Consider the following 19,478-nt stretch of genomic DNA (forward strand, 5'->3'; position numbering starts at 1 on the left):
GGACTTGTCTGATAGGATTTCGGCCCCGCACGGGAAAACCTGAATCCAAATGTTTCACGGATTTTTCATGGCCAGGTGTGGAGCCTGAAAGCGTGCGAATTCAACTACGCTGATCGCGATAAAAGTTTTTAAAAATACTAACGGGGCATGCAACGTTGCATAGCCTTTTGGGGGATTGATGGATCTTTGGACTGCCTTTCAGGCTTTGATTCTTGGCGTTGTAGAAGGGCTGACAGAGTTTTTGCCCATTTCCAGTACCGGGCACCAGATTATCGTGGCCGACTTGCTCGACTTCGGTGGCGAGCGGGCCATGGCATTCAACATCATCATCCAGCTCGGGGCGATCCTGGCGGTGGTGTGGGAGTTCCGCCGCAAGATTTTCGACGTGGTCATCGGTTTGCCGACCCAGCCCAGTGCGCGACGCTTTACCGCGAACCTGTTGATCGCCTTCCTGCCCGCCGTGGTTTTGGGAGTGGTTTTTGCTGACCTGATCCACCACTACCTGTTCAACCCGATCACCGTGGCGACGGCCCTGGTGGTGGGTGGCATCATCATGCTGTGGGCTGAACAGCGTCAGCATGAAGTGCATGCCGATACCGTGGACGAGATCACTTGGAAAGACGCACTGAAAGTCGGGTTCGCCCAGTGCCTGGCGATGATTCCGGGTACTTCGCGTTCCGGCTCGACGATCATCGGCGGCCTGTTGTTTGGTCTGTCGCGTAAAACCGCCACCGAGTTCTCGTTCTTCCTGGCCATGCCGACCATGGTGGGTGCGGCCGTGTACTCGGGCTACAAGTACCACAAGCTGTTCGTGGCGGCTGATTTTCCGGTATTTGCCCTTGGCTTCGTGACTGCATTCATTTTCGCGATGATTGCCGTGCGCGGGTTGCTCAAGTTCATCGCCAGCCACAGCTACGCGGCGTTCGCCTGGTATCGCATTGCCTTCGGCCTGCTGATCCTGGCCACGTGGCAGTTTGGCTGGATCGACTGGACCGCGGCCAAGCCATGAGTGATTCCGGCGCGCGCTATCGTTCCGCAGGCAAGTCCGGGGGACACATCCAGCATCTACGCCTCAAGCTGCTGGTGTTCGCGACCCTGTGCGCGCTGCCGTTGTTCGGGTCGATGTCGTTGTGGTTGCGTGGGGTGTCGCTGATTCCCCTCGCGGCCTACGGCATCGTCAGCCTGCTGACGTTTTTGCTGTACTGGAGCGATAAGCGCAAGGCCCGTGTCGATCAATGGCGAACGCCGGAAAACGTGCTGCATGCACTGGAGTTCGCGGGTGGCTGGCCGGGGGCGTTGCTGGCGCAACAAGTGTTTCGGCACAAGACGCGCAAGGTCTCGTTTCAACTGGTGTTCTGGCTCATCGTGATGCTGCACCAAGTGTTCTGGATCGACATGCTGTTTCTCGGTGCAAACCTGTTGGCACTGTTCTAAAGCAATAACCCGACCTGCGTTCGTTTGGGCAATTTACTCACCACCAGTTGATGAGAGCGTTGCAACAAGCCTTGCAGCTCTTCGGCACCCAGTGGGTAGGGCGTGTTCATGATGATCCACTGGGCCCGAGCCAGATAAGGCGCTGGATGAATGCCCGGACGGTCGCAATGACCGAGGAACAAATCCTTGTCGACCTTGAACGCCAGGGATTCGCCACGCAGGTTCTGCAGCGCGAACATCTTGTTTCCGGCAACCGAAAACACTCGCACGCCTCCCCATTTATAGTCTTCCCGCGCACCGGGCAGTGCCAGGCAGAATGTCGCGACGTCCACTTCGCTCATGCGTCCAGCCTTCATATCAAACGGTCCCCGCAGGCATTGAATGTTTCGATCAAATGGTCGAGCCAGGCGCGCACGGCCGGCATCACCCCGCGTCGATGAGGGTAGACCGCTTGCAGCCAGCCACCCGGCAGCGACCATTCAGGCAACAGCTGCACCAGCGAACCATTGGCCAGTTCTTGCTCGCAATACATCATCGGTAGCGTGGTAAACCCCTGCCCGGCGAGGGCGCAGGTCTTGCGTACGATGAAGTCGTCGACGCCCAGGCGCGCTTCCATTGCCAGATCGTGGCTTTTGCCCTGGCGATCGACCAGGCGGATGTGCACCAGCCGATCCGGTTCGAGGGCACCGAGCACTGGCAGGTCTTTCAAATCATCGGGTCGGTTGATTTCACGTCCCAGCAGGAATGTGGGGCTGGCCACCAGGAGCATCTGCGCCTGGCGCAAGCGGCGGGTCACCAACAGCGGATCTTCATCGCCCGGTTCACGCACGCGCAGCGCGACATCCACGCCTTCGGTGACCAGATCGACGCGGCGATTGACCAGCACTACCTCAAGTTGCACCTGGGGGAATTTCTCCAGAAAGTTGCTGATGACTGCCGGCAGAATCTCGTGGGCCAGGCCGACCGGGGAGGACACCCGCAAACGTCCCCGGGGTTCGCTGGACATGCTGGCCACGGCTTCATCGGCCATTTCGGCTTCCAGCAGCATGGCCTGACAGTGTCGCAGGTAGCGTTCGCCCATGGCGGTCAGTTTCAGCTGGCGAGTGGTTCGTTGCAGCAGGCGCGCGCCCAGGCGTTCTTCCAGTTCGGCGATACGCCGCGACAACCGCGACTTGGGAATGCCCAGCAAACGCCCGGCCGCCGCGAAGCCGCCGGATTCCACCACCTTGGCGAAATAATAAAGGTCATTGAGGTCTTGCATGGCTGATGACTCGATCGTTCTATCAGTGAGACAAACTATCGCATTGTTGCGGTCTAATCACCTATTGGTTTCATCTGTAGGATTGTTTCCATCAGATCGCTCTTGTAGCGATCCTCACCTGGAGATCCCACATGAAACTGCTGCATATCGATTCGAGCATTCTTGGCGACAACTCGGCTTCCCGTCAGCTGAGCAGCGAAGTCGTGAAAGCCTGGCAAGTCGCCGAACCATCCGCTGTGGTGACTTACCGCGACCTGGCGGCCGATGCCATCAGCCATTTTTCGTCGACCACCCTGGTTGCTGCCGGCACCGCCGCTGAATTGCGCAACGCCGCACAGCAACACGAAGCCGAACTCAGCGCTTCTACACTGGCCGAATTCCTCGCCGCCGATGCCGTGGTGATTGCAGCCCCAATGTACAACTTTACTGTTCCGACCCAACTGAAGGCCTGGATCGATCGCATCGCCGTTGCCGGTCAGACCTTCCGCTACACCGAAGCCGGTCCCGAGGGGCTGTGCGGTGGCAAGAAAGTGGTGATCGTTTCGACTTCCGGCGGGCTGCATGCCGGCCAGGCAACCGGCGTTGCCCACGAAGACTACTTGAAAGTGTTGTTCGGTTTCATCGGCATCACTGACATCGAATTCGTGCGTGCCCATGGTCTGGCCTATGGTGACGATGTCCGTAACAAAGCCATGAGCGACGCTCACGAGCAGATCAGCGAGCAGTTGTTCGCCGCCGCGTAAGGCTTGCATAAAGACTTCAAGCCGGTTGGGCAAACCCTCAAAAAACTCTGTATTCTGAATGCGCAAGTATCAGATACGGAGTTTTTTGTTTCTGTCCATTTCGTTTTGTGGCCCAAGTTATGCAGTCGAGGGTTTATGTCTTTAATCCGGTAACAAGGTGGGGCATCCCATGGTGCGTCTTTGTGCAACTTTACTGATTTGCCTGCTCAGCAGCCTGAATACAGTGCACGCCGCCCCTGCGCCGCATCCTCACTGGAGCGTCGGCTACCACGAGATGAAGTTTCTCGACCCGCTGGACTTGCAACCGATGCGTGCCATCGCCTTCTACCCATCGAGCGAAAAGGAACATTCCAGCCGACTCGAGGGTTACACCGTCGAGGCGGGTGAAGACACGAAAGTCGCCATCGGCCGATTCCCCATGCTGATGCTGTCCCACGGCAACACCGGAACCCCGCTGGCCCTGCATGACCTCGCCACCTCGCTGGCGCGCAAGGGTTTTGTGGTGGTGGCGGTGATTCACCCCGGCGACAACTCCAAGGATCACAGTCGTCTTGGCACCTTGAGCAATCTGTACGGGCGGCCGATCCAGATTTCCGAAGCCATCACAGCGACCCTGGGCGACAGCATGCTGTCGCCGTTCGTCAATGCTGATCAGGTGGGCGTCATCGGTTACTCGGCCGGAGGCGAGACGGCATTGATTCTGTCCGGTGCGACTCCGGACCTGGACCGCCTGCGCCGTTACTGCCAGGAGCGTCCGGATGACCGTGACGCCTGCAACACCCGGGGGGAATTGATCGTCGACCGCGATGACCTGCAACCGGTGGCCGATCCACGCGTCCACGCGCTAATGCTGATGGCGCCGCTGAGCTTGAAGTTCGGTCGCCACACGCTGGCCGATGTGCACGTGCCCGTGCTGCTTTACAGCGGTGACGGCGACAATCTGGTGCCCATCGACAAAAACGCGGTGGCGTTGGCGCGCAAGCTGCCAGTCGCGCCGGACTTCAAGTTGCTGGCCGGGGCAGGGCACTTTGTATTCATGGCACCGTGCAACGACGAGCAGATCGTCATCATGCCGGCGCTGTGTACTGATGCCGATGGCGTTGACCGCGAAGACATTCACCGCAACATGATCTCCGAAGCCGGACGCTTCTTCACCCGCACGCTGGGCAAGGCGACGCGGGCCGGGATGCAGACTGCCGATCAGTGACGGAGATCGGCAGTTGTTTATCGTTAGTTACTTATCAGCTAAAGAAGTTTCCAGTGTTACTACCCTTGCATTAAGTTCGCGTACGGACTCGATAAGAGGTGCCACCAGTTTTTGGTAATCAACTTGCAAGTGGCCTCGATCAGTGCGCACTAACTGGGGATAAACTTTCTGTACATCTTGGGCAATCAGGCCGACATCGGCCTGGTCGTTTTGCTTCCAGTTGAACGTTACACCATTGAGTTTCAGGAGGTTTTCCATGGGATTCTGCAGGCGTTGAACGTTGCTTTTCAGTCGTTCATCACTGAATGGGCAGCACTCATCTCCAATATCGTCGCCGATGTCCCAGCATTGACCGTTATGGCAGATTTGCTGCGGTGTGGAGCTTTGCGCATGGGCCGTGCCGTGGAGGCAAAACAGCAATGCAGGCGCGAGCAGGCTTAAAGGCAATATACGCATATTTATTAATCTCCATTTATCGATTGTTACATAAGAGCCGCGATAAGCATCTGTGAAAGTTGACGCTTCAAACAATGCTGGCTCTTTGCATCAATCGATGCGGAATGTTGCGTTGGAATCCTTCTGTAATGCTTTAATCTATTGCCTTGTCCGTGTCAGCGTTCAACGGGTTTGACGCGCACTTTGGCGTGACAGCAGCAGCGTTAGGCAAAGGCCGGTAACTGACAACAACGCAGCCGCGAAGAATATCCACTTGTAACCCAAGTTCAACGCCACCGCCCCCATCAAGGGGCCGGCAATCGCCAGCGCCAGGTCGAAAAACACGGCATATGCGCTCAACCCGGCACCACGGCTGGAGTTGGGCACCTGCTTGATCGCTTCGACACCCAGCGCCGGGTACACCAATGACAGGCCGAAGCCGGTCAGGCCGGCACCGATCAAGGCATAGGCGGTCGAAGGCGCGAACCACAGCAACATCAGGCCGACTGTTTCAATGGTCATGCAGGCGATGGCCGAGGTGAATCCACCGAAACGGCTGATGCTGGAGATGAACAGCAGGCGCGCCAGAATGAAGCACACGCCGAAGACGGTGAGGCAATAAGCGGCGCCGGTCCAGCCACGGTTGAGGTAATACAAAGTGATGAAAGTGGTCAGGGTGCCGTAGCCAATGGAGGCCAGGCTCAGGCTCGCACCGAACGGCGCAATGCGCCCGAACACCGCCCAGAAGGGCAACCGCTCGCCCCGGATCACTGGCACCGACGGCTTGTTACGAATCAGCAGCAGTGCTGCCAGGGCCAGCACAGACAGGGCGATGCCCAGGCTGACGAAGCCCAGTTGATCGACCATCACCACGCCCAGTGGCGCGCCGATGGCAATCGCGCCATAAGAAGCGATGCCGTTCCAGGAGATCGAACGCGCGGTGTGTTCGGCCCCTACCTGGCCCATGCACCAACTGATGGTGCCGACTCCGATCAAGCCTTGGGCAATCCCAAGCAGCAAGCGGCCGGCGATCAGGATCAACAAGCTTAATAAAGGAACGCTTTGCAACAAGGTCGACAGCCACGTCAGCACGCCGCTCAACACAATCCCGGACAACCCGTAAATGATCGCCCGCTTGGTGCCGACACTGTCGGACATGCGTCCCGCCATGGGGCGACTGAGCAGGGTAGCGAGATATTGCGAACCGATGGTCAGCCCTGCGACAACAGCACTGAACCCCAGTTGTTCATGGACATAGCCGGGCAGCACCGCAATCGGCAGGCCGATGCAGAGAAAGGCAATAAAGGTATAGAAAACAATGGAGACGATCTGCAGGGTGATCGCCATGGAGCTTTGCGGTGGCTGGTGCTGCGCAGACATGAGAGCTCGTTCGCGGGCGGCGGTGGGAGAACGGCATGATGGCTTGGCATTGATATAAAAGAAAGCAGGCTAACTACCTTTGCCATGGCATTATCGCTGTTGCTCGCGATGATTTATGCACCGACAAGAAACCTTGGTCTGAAATGCAAAAAGCCCCGTCACAAAAGACAGGGCTTTTCACTTGAAGCTTGCAGCTAAAGGCTGGTAGCTGCCTTTAGAGCACCACGCCCTGGCTACGCAGATAGTCGTCATAGGTGCCGCTGAAGTCGGTCACGCCATTCGGGCTCAGCTCGATGATGCGGGTGGCCAGGGAGGACACGAACTCACGGTCGTGGCTGACGAAGATCAGCGTGCCCGGGTAGTTCTCCAGCGCCAGGTTCAGTGCTTCGATGGATTCCATGTCCAGGTGGTTGGTCGGTTCGTCCATCACCAGCACGTTCGGCTTTTGCAGGATCAGCTTGCCGAACAGCATGCGACCTTGTTCACCACCGGAGATCACCTTGACCGACTTGAGGATCTCATCGTTGGAGAACAGCATGCGGCCCAGCGTGCCGCGAATGATCTGCTCACCTTGCGTCCACTGGCCCATCCAGTCGAACAGGCTGACGTCGTCTTCGAAATCGTGGGCGTGGTCCTGGGCGTAGTAGCCCAGCTCCGCGCTTTCGGTCCACTTCACGGAACCGGCGTCCGGGGTCAGCTCGCCCATCAAGGTGCGCAGCAGGGTGGTCTTGCCGATACCGTTCGGCCCGATGATCGCAACGCGCTCGCCGGCTTCTACGGTGAAGCTGAAGTTCTTGAACAGGGTCTTGCCGTCGAAGCCCTTGGACATCTGCTCGATGGTCACGGCCTGACGGTGCAGCTTCTTGGTCTGTTCGAAGCGGATGAACGGGCTCACGCGGCTCGACGGCTTGACCTCGGCCAGCTGGATCTTGTCGATCTGCTTGGCGCGGGAAGTGGCCTGTTTGGCTTTCGAGGCGTTGGCCGAGAAGCGACTGACGAACGTTTGCAGTTCGGCGATCTGGGCTTTCTTCTTGGCGTTGTCCGACAGCAATTGTTCGCGCGATTGAGTCGCGGCAGTCATGTACTCGTCGTAGTTGCCCGGGAACAGGCGCAGCTCACCGTAGTCCAGGTCAGCCATGTGGGTGCAGACGCTGTTGAGGAAGTGACGGTCGTGGGAAATGATGATCATGGTGCTGTTACGCGCCGTGAGAATGGTTTCCAGCCAGCGAATGGTGTTGATGTCCAAGTGGTTGGTCGGTTCGTCGAGCAACAGCACTTCCGGGTTGGAGAACAGGGCCTGGGCGAGCAATACCCGCAGCTTCCAGCCTGGAGCGACTTCGGTCATCGGGCCGAAATGCTGTTCCAGGGGAATCCCCAGGCCCAGCAGCAGCTCACCGGCGCGGGATTCGGCGGTGTAACCGTCCATTTCAGCGAATTCGGTTTCCAGCTCGGCCACGGCCATGCCGTCTTCTTCGCTCATTTCCGGCAGCGAGTAGATGCGATCGCGCTCGGCCTTGACCTTCCACAACTCTTCATGACCCATGATCACGGTGTCGATCACGGTGAATTCTTCGTAGGCGAACTGGTCCTGGCGCAATTTACCCAGGCGTACGTTCGGCTCCAGCATGACCTGGCCGCCGGATGGCTCGAGGTCACCGCCGAGAATCTTCATGAAGGTCGACTTGCCGCAACCGTTGGCGCCGATCAAGCCATAACGATTGCCGCCGTTGAATTTGACCGAAACGTTTTCGAACAACGGCTTGGCGCCGAACTGCATGGTGATGTTAGCTGTGGAGATCAATTACTTTACCTATCAAAGGGTTGCGAGCCGCACATTTGGCGCTTGGGCCATTCCTGGGGCATTCAAGAGCTTTTCCATCTCGCCCCAGTCGCCACTAGAGTTCAGCCAGCGGGCATAGGTCGAGAGCAGCATCTGGACGCTGTGTCCAAGCTGTTGGGCAATAAAGGCGGGATTCATGCCAGACATTATGCATATTGTCGCATAAGTATGACGGCAGTTGTACGGCGGCCGATAACGAACCTTGAGCCTTTCGAGTGCTGGTCCCCACTGTTTGTGCAGATCAGAGGTCTGTTTGATGTGCTGGCTGATTTTGGAAGGAGGGAAGACGTAGGGGAAATCCTTGATTGATCCGCTGCCGGCCTTCCGGCGCTCTGCGTACTTCTCTGCGAACTCCAGGGCATGCAGCGCTCGATCGTTGAGCAAGACGTACCGGTTTTTCTTGGTCTTGGTGCGTTCCTTGATCACGCCTTGGGCAATGGCTCGACAGACGTGCACTTGGCGCTTCACTTTGTCCACGGCATCCCAGCGCAGCGCAATAATCTCCTGCGGTCGCATGCCGGTAAAAAAAGCGAATTCAAAAAAGGCGGCGTAAATGGTGCTCGGCCAATGTGTTGTGCTGTAAAGCTCTGCGATGATCTTGTTTGCCTCATCCAAAGTGAGCGGGTCGGGCTCTCCCTTATTACGCTTCGGCGCGTCCAATAGCTCTGCCGGGTTCTTCCCGATGAGCTCCTCGCGTACCGCATCATCCAGGATAGTGCTCAGTCGCACGATGGCGTTGCGCTTTACACCAGGTGACGACCATTCGATCTCTCCTACAATATTGCGCAACGTCATGGTGCTGATCGCGCTCAGTCGAGTGAGTGCAAGGTGCGGCATCCAGTAGAGGTTCAGCACGCTCTTGTAGTTGAGATATGTGCCTTCCTCGATTTCCCTCCCGCGCAACCACGCCTGCGCATACTCCCCAAACAAAACCTCTTTGCCCCCGGTCAGTACAGACCCAGGGAACAATTCCGCATATTTCGCCTCGTCGAGAAGTCCATGTTTGATCAGGCTGACTACTTGATCTCTAAGACTGGTGGCAGCTTTGATCCCCGATTTCGTGGTGGGAAGCGTGAGGGTTTCTGATCGACGCTTACCGTCCCAACTAAAACGGATGCGGATAGCGTCGCCCCTGATTTCCAGCCCGGCGGGCAAACCCATAGGCTTTCGAGCCATTCGTCGTATCTCCTGATGCTGTACATTATTTGGTGACCGAACTTATTCCAGACCCCCTCCGGGATCTGCTTTCGACTTCGGCGGCTTTGCAGGGCTTTTACGGTGGTGCCAAGGCGAGTGGCCATTTGTTTTTCAGTCACCTTGTCCGGGTCTTGAGGCTGCAAGGCTTCATAAATCATGAGTGCTCCATGCCGCGCGTGGCGGCAGAAGGTGGTTATTGTGCTGGCCATCCCAATGGCAGGCCGTTATCGCGCAGGAGGTGGGGCGGTAGATCTTCTTGCATGCACATCGGGACGCTGGTCTGGGTGCGGCATGCGTGACAGCCAGAAGGCCCACCCCAGCAAGTCGGATGGATGCGTGGGAAGCCGCTTTGACATCTCAATTGGCGCTCGTCGTATTGCGAACATGCGATTCGTTCAGACATACGAATTCCTTGCCCGCCGCTCACCGGCAGACTTGTAGATGGATTGTGAAATCGGATGAAGGGTGAAAGGTAGGCTGAGCAGGCGAGCTAAGGTCTATTGGTTCGCCTCGCCAGTTGCGTACACGCTTTCTCCCCTGAAGTGGCTGGCGGGGCGAACCCTCATCGCCATTACTTCGCCCATGACAAGCTGATCAAGTGAGCTATTGTTTAAGCTTACGTCTCATCAGTTGCCGAATTCCTGTCCGGTTCATTCGGTGGCTGATGGGGCGGTTTTATTCACTGCTGCCCCTTGTAGCAGTACACGTAGGCGAACCAGGTGGGGGGCGATCATGGCGTCACCTTGATGTCGACATCGTCATGAATCCACTCGATATCGAGTAGGTCATCGTCATCGATCTGCGCCCCGCGCAAATCATCGCTGTCCACCAGTTCCGCGACCTCGTCGTCATCCATGTCTTCAATTACCTTTCGAAAATTCACGACCGCTTTTCCGGTCAGTACGACTGTTCTTTTCATTGGGCAATACCTGTCCTTGCCGCTATAGCGGCTGACTTGTAGTGAGTTTAAAAAAAGCTTTCGGTAAGGTTCGAGCGGAAAGGAGCAATATTTTATGTAACGCGGAGTTCTTTTATAAATTCTTTATGTATCGAGTCGGCCATATAGATCAATGAAGGTATTGCGCTTTCATGCATTTGTCTGAGCTGGGGTAGGAGTTTAAAAGCAGCATTATATTCTTCGTTTTCTTCGGTGCTAATGTAGGCTTGGTCCGCAATTCTTCTGTCGCATTCATTGCATAGTGAATTTGCCCGGTTGATTTCGTTTTTAAGGGTCTGCAATTTTTCACATTCAAGATAAAATAAGGCTAACCTTTTTGATAGGCGTTTCGTTACATATAAGCCGGAAGTCTTTACGGGGTGGGAGAGCTTTTTCAGTTCTTCGTGGTTAGAATTTGTGCCGTTTTTTCTAATGTGGTCATATGCGTCATTGAATGCGTCGTACAGGTTAAGTTGATATTCGTGAATCGCGATTAAGTTTGCCTTCTTGGCTGATAATGCCGATCTCCAAGCAAACCACGCGGAAAGGCAAGACACGCAGAACGCGAAAATTGCGATGACATTTGCCCATCCATCAGGGGCGAGCGCTGTAAGTAGTTTTTGCCAAAGGGTTGGGTCTTCTATAGGATTCAAAGACTTATACTCTGAACAAATCGTCATCCGTTGATGTTAGCTCAACCAGGGTACATCGCCAGCGCTGCGTATATGACCGCTGGGTGGCAGCGGGTAGTCAAGTAGTTGCGTCAGTAATTCAGTGGGCCGAGGGCGTCATAAAAATGGGTAGCGCTTCGGCCTGCTCGCGCACAGCCTTCATGCCCGCTTCGTCATAGCCCCAGATGTTGCTGTCATTGAACCGCTCAGGCCCTAGATAGCCGGGGTTCAGCGGATTGCCGGTGCAAATGTAATCCCGGAAGGCTTCGATCAGGCTGCGCAGCGTTCCGCCGTGGCTGAAGCCTCGCCACCGGCCACCCCATACCGTTTCATGCGTGAAGATGCGCTTCCCCGTGTAATCGTCGATGAACCAGACCTTGCCGCGTGCGTCGACTTCCATGCTGGCGTAGCGATTAACTGTCTCGCTGTAGAAAAACCGGCGGCCATGGCCTGCGATGATCCGGATCGCCTGATTGACCTGATCGCAGCGTTTACGCTTCATCCACATGCTGTTTTCCGAATAGCGGGAGCCGCGGTACTCCGGTTTCGGCTCGTAATCGGTGGGGCGGATCACGCAGGCCAGTAATTTCGCCCAGGTGTCGGCATTGTTTGGCAGACAAATCCCAAACTCCTTGGTGTCGTACTCAACTTCACAGGAGAGCCGTTCCACCAGATCCGCACGCACTGCAACGTTCGAGCAGCCGCTGTTGTAGTAGCCCAGATGCTCCAGCACCCGCGCTTCTTCATAAACGCCGGCGCTGGAAAGCTTCCAGCAGTAGCCACTGTCGTCTGCTCGCCAGAGCGTGATTGCCTTATGGCGGCGATGGGTGTGCTTCAGGCTCAGCACGATGAACATGCTCGCCGGTTTGTTTTCTGTGGGCATGGGGCGTCCTATGCCGGGGCATGCCCGGGCGGTTGAATTAAGAGCTGCGTTGATACAGGCTGGCCGCAATCCACTATCCGAAGGAAAAGCAAATGCTCAGCACGGAAGAGTTCATCGAGAAGGCATTCAGGATCGCCAGAGAACTAATGGAAGATCCTGATTGGGCGAGACACATTGATGGCGTAGACGATCGCTTTATCCGTTTCAAGAACGGTAAAAATGTTGGGCCTAGCAAGCTGAAAGAGATGCATCCAGGACTACTTGAGGCTGGGATATCGGAAGAGGCCGCTGGCTCGATCATCAAGAAAGCCACCAAGGGCCAAAATTGCGCGACAAAGCCTATGCGCGAGATTGCTCGCCGGATGCGTGCTGAGTAGCTAGGCGCAATGTGTGACGACAGGTCAGGCGGCGAGCCGCTGGTATAGCTCGATAATCTCGGCAGCGTTGGCGGCGACCAGTGCCTCGGCTTCGTCCGGACAGACGCTGTTGCCGATCAACCGCACCTGGTCGGTCTTGTTGATGTCGCGCCATTCTTCAGCGCCGGTCACCGGGTCGACGAACAATCCCCGATCGATGATGTAGTCCTTGTCGAAGCCCTGGGCCGCCTTCAGCTCTGGCGGTTGCAGCATGCGCAAAGTGATATCCACCAGCACGTAGCCGCCGACCATGACCATCTCGGCCGGGTCTTTGAAGTGCTCCGGCAGATGCTCATGCATGAACGCGGCGCAGCGGCGGGCGCCTTCCATTTGCTCAGGGGTCAGCGTATTAGGCACTTGCACGACCTCCACCAGTGCAACCCGGTCCTTGGTGGGCAGCGTGTGCATCGGCTCTGTAAGCGAGATCCCGTCTTTCTCGTTGCCGTAGTACTTCACCAGGTAGGCGTTGATCAGGCGCTGATTGGCGCCGGATTGACAGATGGTCGACAGCGGCGAGTCGGCGGCGCGGCCGTCTCCGTCGTAGAACCCGCCGTTTGCCTGCTCGAAGAATGCTGCGGATACCGCGTGATGCCCGGTGCTGGTGGCGACGACGCCGAGCGGTCCGGCAACATCGGCGCCGACGGAGCCTTTCCGCAATGTCACCATGTTGGCTGCGACGAGTGCTTGCTCACCTCGGTTGGCGCCAGTGACGGTGCGGGCCGGCTCATCAAGCGAGTACCCGCTCCGGTCGCCGTGGTGGGTCAGATGGGTAAGGTGACAGGCAGCCATCGCGAAGTGCCCACCCTTCACCTGTGCGACCTGCGTGCGCAGCGGCTCAACCGCGCTGAAGTTGCGCTGCGAGGACCCGTTTGCGCACTCGGTGAGGAACGGTGCTGCCACCGGCTGCACCAAAGCGTGGTGTGTGCCGCCGGCGCTGATGGTCGATAACGCCTCGTCGATGCCGTGGGTGCTGGTATGCGCTTCAGATGTGCCGCGCATTGGAACAATGAATGGTTTCGCGCTGGTCAGTACGTGTCGCCAACAGCCCTTGGCCACGCGGCGCATGGTGTTCACGGCCATCGGCTTATCACGGAAGATCGTGCGGCCGAGATTGCTCCAGTCGATACACTCGGCCGCGGTACGCCAAGGTTGCTGCTTTGCCGTAGGCACTTTGTGGCGTGTTGGTGCTGGCCAGACAATTGGCTTTCCGTCACTGCGTGCCACCAGGTACAGACGTTTGCGAATGGTTGGGGCATTGGCGTTGGCGGCAATGCGCTCGCGCCATTCGACGTTGTACCCGAGGCCGCGCACCAGCACTTCCTTAGGCACAAAATCGCCAATTGCTTGCAGAATCTCCGGCATGTCCGGGTGATCGGCGGCGAGGCCGGCGCTGAGTGCAGCAATGAATGCCTTGAAGGTCCTGCCGCGCTCGGCCTTGATCGGTTGGCCGTCTTCGTCGATCGGACCCCAATCGCAGAACTCTTCGACATTCTCCAGGAACATGAGGCGCGGCCGAGTTGCATGAGCCCAGCGCACGACTACCCAGGCCAATCCGCGTACACCGCGATCGCGTGGTGCACCACCCTTGGCCTTGCTGTGATGGCGGCAGTCAGGTGATGCCCAGAGGATGCCAACCGGCTGTCCACCGGTAGCAAGAACCGGATCAACTTCGAACACGTCAGCGACGTAGTGCGCTGTATGCGGGTGGTTGGCCCGGTGCACGGCAAGGGCGATCGGGTTGTGGTTGACCGCCACATCTGGCTCCCGGTAGGCCCGGGCAATGCCGGTGCTGGCGCCACCGCCACCGGCGAACAGGTCCACCACCAGTTCTTTTTGGAAGGGCAGGCCCATGCTTTGCTGGCCATGGATTAACGGGGGTGATTTCTGGTGTGCAGACATAGAGGATCCTTCCGGGTCATGCCCGGGCGGTGGAGTTATTCGTAGAGGCGGGGTATTGGTTAAGATGAGATACGGAATAGGGCCGAGGAGGGCTCAATGATTGACAAGCATAAAAAAATAATTGGAATTCCAGAGGGCCATAAGCTAGTCCGCAATGACTTTGAATGGTTGGGACCGGATAGCGAGCAAGATACCGAAGTGCACTATTACGAAGAGCTCAATGCTTTAGGCGAACCAGTCAGGAAGTACGAGGTTTCTGTGGTTACATCAATGCGTCCTCCATACGGAACCAGAACACACATCTCTATAGCTGGCTGACCAAATGGTGTCGGACGACTTCCCGCGCCTTCTGGTTGGTGTTCGGAGGAGTAGGTGAGAGCGGGTCACAGCGATACTTCGCCAGTATCGATCTTGCGAAGTTCGGTCACCTCGATTTTCTGGGTGCCGTCGGTAATAACCCAGCAGGGCAACTCAAGGTTACGGAAGGTGCCGTGATAGCTACGGTACGCGCCGAGGGCCGCCTTGCGGAAGCAGTCCGCCGCAACCTTGCCAATCGGCATTGGTTGCCCCCCCCCCTAGAAGTTTCAAATCAAACAAAACAGCCTTTTCAATTCGCTTGGCGGCTGCTCGAATGGTGTTTGGCGAGAGCCTGAACTCCTCCGCGACCTCGGAAACGTGCTTGTAGATAAGCGCATCGTGGATCTGCTGATCACGGGCGCCGTTACGCAGGCCCGCATAGATGATTGCTTGCATGGGTTATCTCCAGGCAGACGCCGGCCTCGCCGGCTGGCGTGATTCAATAAAGTGCGAATTCGGGCTACGCTTAAAACGTCAGTTTGAGGCGTGTTTTATGATTGATAGCGAAAACAAGGAGTTGGGAATGTCGGATTGCGCATATTGCGGTTTAACGATGGACTTCGTTCCCGATAATGACAGGCAACGGTTCGAGATACAGTGTGAGCACTGTCACAAGATCAACATCGTGAGTTGGAAAATTTGGCAGACAGGCGTTTGGTATACAGGGGTTAAGCAAGACTAAAGCGCAGCAAGTGAGTCAGTCGCCGCTCTTGGTGGCTGGCGTGATTCGTTGAAGTGAGGTATTGGTTGATGGTTAGGTATAACGCCGAATAAAGGAGGTCGCGATGAGCTACAAAACCAGAGTCGCCTTTACGGTCAAGGAGACCGTCGACGGGCTACCCTTTCTGATTATGGAGTTTCAAGACGACATTCCAGGGCTTCCGGTTGATCCGCCCTTTTTCGATCTGAGAGAAGGCGCGACCATGGAGGAGGCAGAATTGGTTGCTGAATTTTTGAACGCTAGAATCGCCTCCTATCGCCCGTTCCCTATGATTCCAAAGGATGTCTGAGTGATAGATTTCGCTCAGCGCAATAGGTGAGGTCGAGCTGCACCGCCTGATGCGCGCTTTCGCCGTGCGGCAGGCACGCCAGCTCCTGCCGCGCCGCCTCAATCTCTCCAGTGTGGCGTCCGCGCTCGCTATCGATGCTCACCGCAGAACCGTCTGGGCGGCGAATCTTCCGTAATCCGCGCTGCCCATGCTCAACGGTGTAACCAAGGCGCCGCCATAGCCCGTTTGGGCTTTCGAATTGTGGGGTCAAGGTTATCTCCAGGCAGGCGCTGCCCTCCGTGATCGGTGGTGGCAATTTGATTTTTTTTGGTGTCTGATGCTTCAATTAACATTTGATGCATTGATGGGATTGGTTAGAAATGGATAAAATTCTACTGACAGCGTTCTTGACAGCGCTTGCGGGCTTTGTTACTGCGGCCTTGAGTATCGTAAAACTAGTAAATGAAAAAGAAAGCAAAACAACGGAGTTTCGCCAGTCTTGGACAGACTCTGCGCGTAAAGCACTGGCAGATTTAATCGCTAAAATCAACTCTCAAGCAAGCGTTACAACTGATACTTGTCGTCGATTTAAAAGTTTTGAAAAACTTGGAACCTCCAAACCTGAGTCTGACGAAGCAAAAGCGTTCAAAGCCGATAATGAAAGCTTTATGCGTGGGGCTTGGAAGGAAAGTCTGGATGCATCTAGGATACTGACGCAGGATATATATCACTCTTATGCAACGGTAAAGCTGCACTTCAAGCCTTTTGACAAAGACTTTGCAATCGTAGAAAACAAGGTTGAACATTGCATTCTTAAACTGAAAGAGATGCGGGCAGAGAAGGATATCGAAAAGGTTTTGGTGATGCGTGAGCAGGTACATGCTGCGGCTGATGAAATATCAGGCGCTGCCAGACATCTACTCAAGAATGAGTGGGAAACGGTAAAGCTTGGAGAGCCTGCTTATAGAAAGACTCAAAAATGGTCGGTTTGGGTATGTGTGGTGATGCTATTCATTTTGTTAGTAATTGGTATTCATGCCGTTGTTTCTTACTCGCAAAGTGAAAAATTCACCGCTCCACACAAAATAAATGAGGTAGTAGAAACTCAGCGCAAACCTGAATCTGCCCCTGTTGCTCCTTGATCAATTTACCGGCTCTGTCTCGTCACCTGGATCGCGCGCCAGCTCGGCCATGCTCTGCTCATGAAATGCTTGCGACGCCTTTTCTGAAATCTCATAAGGTGTCGTGACATTTCGAAGCATCCAGGCCGCTGTCTTATGGTCCGCAGCGATCAGCGTTCTCAGCAGCCGCTGGTGTATGTCCTGCTGATTGTTGATGCCTTGCTCCTGCATCACTCGCTTGACGTCAGGCTTGAACACACCAGCGACTTCAACCGTAAACTTCTCGACGCCCAATGCGGCGTCCCTGGCTGCCGCTTTCTCGCGCTTCTTGCGCTGCTTTATGGCTTCCGCCGTCGGCTCCTGCTGCTGTACCTCGGCCATGACTTACCTCTTCTATCCCACTGGCCGGCAATGCCAGCCAGGTTTGTCGTTTGCGTTGTTGAACTCGAAATCGTCTCACGCTGCTACCTTCGCCTGATGCCAAGCACCGACTGAGGCGAATAGCGCGGACAGTTGTGCTTCGGTGATAGGCACGACACCGGGGACGGCAAGCCAGCCCATGCCGACAAGATGGTTCGGATTGCAGTCGTCTTTCACCTCGTTGTAGAAGTGCTCAATGACATCCGAGAGCCTTTCGACGAAATGGACACCCGCCGGCCTGATGTCGATTGCCTTGATGTATTGGGCGCCGTCGTGGCGAACACAGATCCCCGCGATGTAGATCGTCCAGCGGTGCGGGATATCGCAAAGAGCGTCGGCAACCTGCTTCGACAGTATCTGTTTTCCGTTTTTCCAGTGGATCATGATCTGGAGGCCGCTCGGGTCGATATTGATGACTGAGGCATGATTGGTGCCGAGTAGGGCTCGCATGCTGCGCTCAATCTGGAGTTTTCGATTGCACGGCTTACGTTTGCTCATAGTGAATCCGCCATTTTGCGCAGTGTCTGACGCTCGGCCAGGTTCAGCCTCCGGGGTTTGCGCTTCAGCACCGTTTCAGGATCAATTTTTGTGGAGCGGGGCGGTGGCAGCGGATTGCGCGGCGGGCTTTTCAGTTGAGCGATTTGCCCGCCAGCTGCCAGGTACTGGGCGACACGGTCTGATATCGACTCGGCGTTCTGCCGTTGTTGCTCGACCAGACTGAGGTGGTTGCTGATCATGCAGCCTTACTCCGCAGCTTCGCCTCATACCCGTCCACCAGAAGCTTGAACTGCCAGAGGTCTTCTTCGAGCTTTTCGATGTAGTCGTCATCGCGCTTGAACTCTTTCCACCAGAGCTGGCGACCAACCACCCTCAGGTCCGGGCAGTACATCCCGATGTGCCACCATTTGCGCCCGGTGATCCACATACAGCCTTGGACTTGGTCCATGATTTCGCTGGCATCGTTGTCGATGTGGAACGAGCGGAGCTTTTCCGGCGCGAGGAAGCACTTGTATTCTGCGCCGCCATCTTCGCCGATGAAGCCGTCGGCACTGGCTCCGAACACACCATCATCGGTCTTGACCAGCCCCACCTGAGTAACCATCAGGCCAGTCTGGATTTCGTGCTCCATCCTCGCCTCAGGTTCCAGTTCGTGCCCCCGGCGCATTTGCCAGGTTTCAAAGCCGTTATCCAGCGGCTTGCCACCGATCCGCTCAACGGCAAGGCGGAATGCGTAATCCAAAGCCTTGGCAGTAGGCTCGCCCTTGTTTGGGCCTGACTTCAGGCGAGCTCGGGCGTCGCCGAACATGCTGGCGGTGATAACGCCGGCCCGCTCCTGGTGCCAAGCCTCTGAGCCCTGGGCGCAATTTACGATAATCATGCTGACACCTCCTCAAATTCGACTTCTTCGTCTGTGCCTGCATCGCCAACTGTTTCGGCGTCAGCCACTGGCTCAGGTTTCGTTTCGGCGGACTTCAGTGCTACACCGCGAGCTCCAACAGCCACCTTGAATGCCTCGTAAGAGGTCATGTCTTTGACTTCGTTGATGGCCGATACGCCTGCCTTCCAAACCTCTGTCAGGGCTTCCGGTGTGGCTGCTGCATTTGCCTGGGCAATCCAATGCTCAGCCAGCGCTGGGTCGTGCGGTGCCGGGGTGGGCTTTTGGTTTCCCGACTGCGTCGACTCCTGCGGCCGCAACTCTTCCGGCAGGTCTTCAATGTCTTGCGTGAAAATGTCCGAGGCTGCGGTGACGTTGAGCGTCATGGCTATCATGGCGCGCTTGCATGCCATCTTGAGGATGGTGTTCGCCAGGTCTGCCGGCTCGGTGCGGATCTGGTCGGCGGTGTTGCCGTTCTTGTAGTACTTTTTCCGGCGCAGGTTTTCCGGGGTGGCGTCGAGCTCTGCCTTGCAGATCACGCCTCGCCATTTGTATTTCTCTTCGCTGGATGAGCACTCGCCAACGCCTTCGCCGAGGGCTACGCCGGAGATCTGATGGCGACCCACGCATGTGACCCGGTAGCGAGCCACGCCTTGCACAGACAGGTCTTCGATCTTGTATTCCTGGGCAACCCTGAAGGTCACGCAAAGCACTTCGGCGCCAGGCTTGTAGAGGGTTGGCTTTTGAGTGCCGGGGATGGTGCCGTAGTGGGTTTCGCGCTTCATGATGCCTTGCATCACTTCTTGCACCAGGTTCACTCGCTGGCGAATCTCGACCGCCGAGAAGCGGTGTGTTTCCGCCGCGGTGAGGCCCGAGGCCTCCCGTGCTGGCATCTGTATGATCTCGTTCATGG

24 protein-coding genes are annotated in these 19,478 nt (G+C 56.5%); 8 read left to right on the plus strand and 16 right to left on the minus strand.

Going from position 1 to position 19,478, the window contains the following annotated elements:
* Window positions 1–178: 178 nt before the first annotated feature.
* Both GQ39_RS07240 and GQ39_RS07245 read left to right on the plus strand, forming a co-directional pair.
* Entirely contained in the window at window positions 179–1,009 is an 831-nt protein-coding gene (locus GQ39_RS07240) for an undecaprenyl-diphosphate phosphatase (protein WP_047528561.1), read from the plus strand.
* Window positions 1,006–1,434 (plus strand): DUF1294 domain-containing protein, encoded by a 429-nt coding sequence (locus tag GQ39_RS07245; RefSeq protein WP_047528563.1) that lies wholly within the window; start codon window positions 1,006–1,008, stop codon window positions 1,432–1,434. The genes GQ39_RS07240 and GQ39_RS07245 overlap by 4 nt, the downstream gene beginning before the upstream one ends.
* Here GQ39_RS07245 and GQ39_RS07250 read toward each other — a convergent pair.
* Together GQ39_RS07250 and GQ39_RS07255 are read right to left on the minus strand one after the other, a co-directional pair.
* Window positions 1,431–1,790 carry an MmcQ/YjbR family DNA-binding protein gene (locus tag GQ39_RS07250; RefSeq protein WP_047528564.1) on the minus strand — a complete coding sequence of 120 codons (360 nt, stop codon included), beginning with the start codon at window positions 1,788–1,790 and terminating at the stop codon, window positions 1,431–1,433. The two genes, GQ39_RS07245 and GQ39_RS07250, sit on opposite strands and share 4 nt — an antisense overlap.
* Window positions 1,787–2,695 (minus strand): LysR substrate-binding domain-containing protein, encoded by a 909-nt coding sequence (locus tag GQ39_RS07255; protein WP_047528565.1) that lies wholly within the window; start codon window positions 2,693–2,695, stop codon window positions 1,787–1,789. Before GQ39_RS07255 ends, GQ39_RS07250 begins: the two co-directional genes overlap by 4 nt.
* Window positions 2,696–2,826: 131 nt before the next feature.
* Between GQ39_RS07255 and GQ39_RS07260 the strand changes: the two genes are divergently transcribed.
* The gene (locus GQ39_RS07260; protein WP_047528566.1) at window positions 2,827–3,438 is read left to right on the plus strand and encodes an FMN-dependent NADH-azoreductase; all 612 of its coding nucleotides are present in this window, start codon (window positions 2,827–2,829) and stop codon (window positions 3,436–3,438) included.
* Window positions 3,439–3,607: 169 nt separating this feature from the next.
* Window positions 3,608–4,645, plus strand: coding sequence for an alpha/beta hydrolase family protein (locus tag GQ39_RS07265; protein WP_047528568.1), 1,038 nt, complete (start codon window positions 3,608–3,610; stop codon window positions 4,643–4,645).
* 27 nt (window positions 4,646–4,672) lie between these two features.
* Here GQ39_RS07265 and GQ39_RS07270 read toward each other — a convergent pair whose 3' ends face one another.
* From GQ39_RS07270 to GQ39_RS07300, 7 genes are all read right to left on the minus strand, one after another.
* The gene (locus tag GQ39_RS07270; protein ID WP_047528570.1) at window positions 4,673–5,101 is read right to left on the minus strand and encodes a tail fiber domain-containing protein; all 429 of its coding nucleotides are present in this window, start codon (window positions 5,099–5,101) and stop codon (window positions 4,673–4,675) included.
* A 162-nt stretch (window positions 5,102–5,263) separates the two neighbouring features.
* The gene (locus GQ39_RS07275; RefSeq protein ID WP_047528571.1) at window positions 5,264–6,460 is read right to left on the minus strand and encodes an MFS transporter; all 1,197 of its coding nucleotides are present in this window, start codon (window positions 6,458–6,460) and stop codon (window positions 5,264–5,266) included.
* A gap of 214 nt (window positions 6,461–6,674) precedes the next feature.
* Window positions 6,675–8,261 (minus strand): ABC-F family ATPase, encoded by a 1,587-nt coding sequence (locus GQ39_RS07280; protein WP_047528572.1) that lies wholly within the window; start codon window positions 8,259–8,261, stop codon window positions 6,675–6,677.
* Window positions 8,262–8,273: 12 nt separating this feature from the next.
* Window positions 8,274–9,476 (minus strand): tyrosine-type recombinase/integrase, encoded by a 1,203-nt coding sequence (locus tag GQ39_RS07285; protein ID WP_047528574.1) that lies wholly within the window; start codon window positions 9,474–9,476, stop codon window positions 8,274–8,276.
* Between the two features lie 751 nt (window positions 9,477–10,227).
* Window positions 10,228–10,380 (minus strand): hypothetical protein, encoded by a 153-nt coding sequence (locus GQ39_RS32830; RefSeq protein WP_161793922.1) that lies wholly within the window; start codon window positions 10,378–10,380, stop codon window positions 10,228–10,230.
* A gap of 128 nt (window positions 10,381–10,508) precedes the next feature.
* Window positions 10,509–11,087, minus strand: a complete 579-nt coding sequence (locus tag GQ39_RS07295; RefSeq protein ID WP_152613967.1) for a hypothetical protein — start codon at window positions 11,085–11,087, stop codon at window positions 10,509–10,511.
* A 118-nt stretch (window positions 11,088–11,205) separates the two neighbouring features.
* On the minus strand, window positions 11,206–11,988 hold the full coding sequence (locus tag GQ39_RS07300) for a hypothetical protein (protein WP_047528579.1): 783 nt from the start codon (window positions 11,986–11,988) through the stop codon (window positions 11,206–11,208).
* 92 nt (window positions 11,989–12,080) lie between these two features.
* Between GQ39_RS07300 and GQ39_RS07305 the strand changes: the two genes are divergently transcribed.
* Entirely contained in the window at window positions 12,081–12,365 is a 285-nt protein-coding gene (locus GQ39_RS07305) for a hypothetical protein (RefSeq protein WP_047528581.1), read from the plus strand.
* A gap of 24 nt (window positions 12,366–12,389) precedes the next feature.
* Here the strand turns inward: GQ39_RS07305 and GQ39_RS07310 are convergent, their stop codons facing one another.
* Entirely contained in the window at window positions 12,390–14,303 is a 1,914-nt protein-coding gene (locus tag GQ39_RS07310; RefSeq protein WP_052193491.1) for a DNA cytosine methyltransferase, read from the minus strand.
* Window positions 14,304–14,399: 96 nt separating this feature from the next.
* Here GQ39_RS07310 and GQ39_RS07315 point away from each other — a divergent pair, with 96 nt between their 5' ends.
* A complete protein-coding gene (locus GQ39_RS07315) occupies window positions 14,400–14,621 on the plus strand; it encodes a hypothetical protein (protein ID WP_047528583.1) in 222 nt (73 codons plus the stop codon).
* A 180-nt stretch (window positions 14,622–14,801) separates the two neighbouring features.
* On the opposite strand, the gene GQ39_RS32240 is transcribed toward GQ39_RS07315, so the two are convergent.
* Window positions 14,802–15,056: a hypothetical protein gene (locus tag GQ39_RS32240; protein ID WP_152613968.1), complete on the minus strand. Its 255-nt coding sequence runs from the start codon at window positions 15,054–15,056 to the stop codon at window positions 14,802–14,804.
* 389 nt (window positions 15,057–15,445) lie between these two features.
* Between GQ39_RS32240 and GQ39_RS07325 the strand changes: the two genes are divergently transcribed.
* Together GQ39_RS07325 and GQ39_RS32245 are read left to right on the plus strand one after the other, a co-directional pair.
* Entirely contained in the window at window positions 15,446–15,670 is a 225-nt protein-coding gene (locus GQ39_RS07325; RefSeq protein ID WP_047528587.1) for a hypothetical protein, read from the plus strand.
* A 359-nt stretch (window positions 15,671–16,029) separates the two neighbouring features.
* Window positions 16,030–16,791: a hypothetical protein gene (locus tag GQ39_RS32245; protein ID WP_152613969.1), complete on the plus strand. Its 762-nt coding sequence runs from the start codon at window positions 16,030–16,032 to the stop codon at window positions 16,789–16,791.
* On the opposite strand, the gene GQ39_RS07335 is transcribed toward GQ39_RS32245, so the two are convergent.
* The 5 genes from GQ39_RS07335 to GQ39_RS07355 form a co-directional block, all read right to left on the minus strand.
* Window positions 16,792–17,151, minus strand: coding sequence for a hypothetical protein (locus tag GQ39_RS07335; RefSeq protein ID WP_047528590.1), 360 nt, complete (start codon window positions 17,149–17,151; stop codon window positions 16,792–16,794).
* Between the two features lie 75 nt (window positions 17,152–17,226).
* Complete coding sequence (locus tag GQ39_RS07340; RefSeq protein WP_047528592.1) at window positions 17,227–17,688, minus strand: hypothetical protein; 462 nt, start codon at window positions 17,686–17,688, stop codon at window positions 17,227–17,229.
* Window positions 17,685–17,927 (minus strand): hypothetical protein, encoded by a 243-nt coding sequence (locus GQ39_RS07345; protein ID WP_047528593.1) that lies wholly within the window; start codon window positions 17,925–17,927, stop codon window positions 17,685–17,687. Before GQ39_RS07345 ends, GQ39_RS07340 begins: the two co-directional genes overlap by 4 nt.
* Window positions 17,924–18,568, minus strand: coding sequence for a lambda exonuclease family protein (locus tag GQ39_RS07350; protein WP_047528594.1), 645 nt, complete (start codon window positions 18,566–18,568; stop codon window positions 17,924–17,926). The genes GQ39_RS07345 and GQ39_RS07350 overlap by 4 nt, the downstream gene beginning before the upstream one ends.
* Window positions 18,565–19,476, minus strand: a complete 912-nt coding sequence (locus tag GQ39_RS07355) for a hypothetical protein (RefSeq protein WP_047528595.1) — start codon at window positions 19,474–19,476, stop codon at window positions 18,565–18,567. The genes GQ39_RS07350 and GQ39_RS07355 overlap by 4 nt, the downstream gene beginning before the upstream one ends.
* Window positions 19,477–19,478: the final 2 nt, after the last annotated feature.

The organism is Pseudomonas sp. 11/12A, assembly GCF_000800055.1.
GTDB classification, from domain to species: Bacteria; Pseudomonadota; Gammaproteobacteria; order Pseudomonadales; family Pseudomonadaceae; genus Aquipseudomonas; species Aquipseudomonas mohnii.